The sequence below is a fragment of the Moorena sp. SIO3B2 genome (assembly GCF_010692525.1).
Lineage (GTDB): Bacteria > Cyanobacteriota > Cyanobacteriia > Cyanobacteriales > Coleofasciculaceae > Moorena > Moorena producens.
Window position 1 is genome coordinate 1 of record NZ_JAAHHE010000995.1, and the last position, 1,042, is coordinate 1,042.

Consider the following 1,042-nt stretch of genomic DNA (forward strand, 5'->3'; position numbering starts at 1 on the left):
GCCTGGAGATAAGCTGCTTGGTCATACTGCGCCCAGTGGACGCCATGTTGGGCTTCCAGTTAAAGAGTCTTGTCTGGAAAAGTAAATAATATCATGTCCGGGAGTATCGATTACCAAAGAAACAACGGTCAGTATTCAGCTATCAGCCATCAGCCTATGCGCTACGCGCACGCTTTGCGAACAGCTTTTGAATAAAAGAGGTAAGCATTCGATTAATCTGAGTTACGTCACAGCGTCGTTCGCACAGCGTGGCCAAAGGCCAAAGCCTGTGCCACAAAGCTAATGGGCAAATCCCCAGACTTTCAATTCTCATTAATCTCGAACTATTAAATTCTCCCTAAAAAGGTTTATTTTAAGCTGACAGCTGACAGCTGACGGCTGAATGCTTACCACTATCGCGCACAACCGGACACGATATCATTTCCTTTCCTTGGAAACAGTCAACATGTATTAGCAAGTAAGAGGGGATTTAAGAATGAGTAAATTACTTAGCTTAAATGGCTATAAGCCAAAAGACTATAAGCCCAAACAAAATAGGCAGACTGAATCGACCTTAGGTTTTAAAGACAAATCCATTGAGATTAACTCAAGTAACCTTGAGGCAGAATCCGACTCTCAAGTTTGGGTTAAAGCCCCTGATATCCCTAACTCGATTCATTGTGAAGAAGCTCTTATTTTAGGTCGGGAATCTGAGAATACCTGGCTAGCTTGGATTCCCGATTATGGGGAGATTATCTTGTCTGATAGTGAACTTGCAAATTTGATTTAAATTGTCAAAAAAATCGGCATTATATTATCTGTTAGGTATTATCAATTATCTTGCAACACGAACTTGGATTTAACCTCATGAACATTAACCCAACTATTTTGCCATTGTACCAAAGACTTAAGTTATTCCTTACCAAGCCATTAGGATGTGGTAACTTTCTCCAGTACTCTGTTGCTAATAACCCTTATCGAAACAATGATTTTTTGTTTTTAGAAAAACCTTTTCAAACATTCACAGGGGAGACCATCAACAGGTTTAGTTTATCTTCCTTAA

2 protein-coding genes are annotated in these 1,042 nt (G+C 39.9%); both read left to right on the top strand.

Going from position 1 to position 1,042, the window contains the following annotated elements:
• Positions 1-475 precede the first annotated feature (475 nt).
• Positions 476-769 (top strand): hypothetical protein, encoded by a 294-nt coding sequence (locus tag F6K38_RS42990; protein WP_008185397.1) that lies wholly within the window; start codon positions 476-478, stop codon positions 767-769.
• A gap of 77 nt (positions 770-846) precedes the next feature.
• On the top strand, positions 847-1,042 hold a 196-nt coding region (locus F6K38_RS42995), incomplete at its 3' end, for a hypothetical protein (RefSeq protein WP_287361039.1).

Coding starts and splice junctions, on each gene's coding strand:
- F6K38_RS42990 (WP_008185397.1), top strand. CDS start 476: ATGAGTAAATTACTTAGCTTAAATGGCTATAAGCCAAAAGACTATAAG.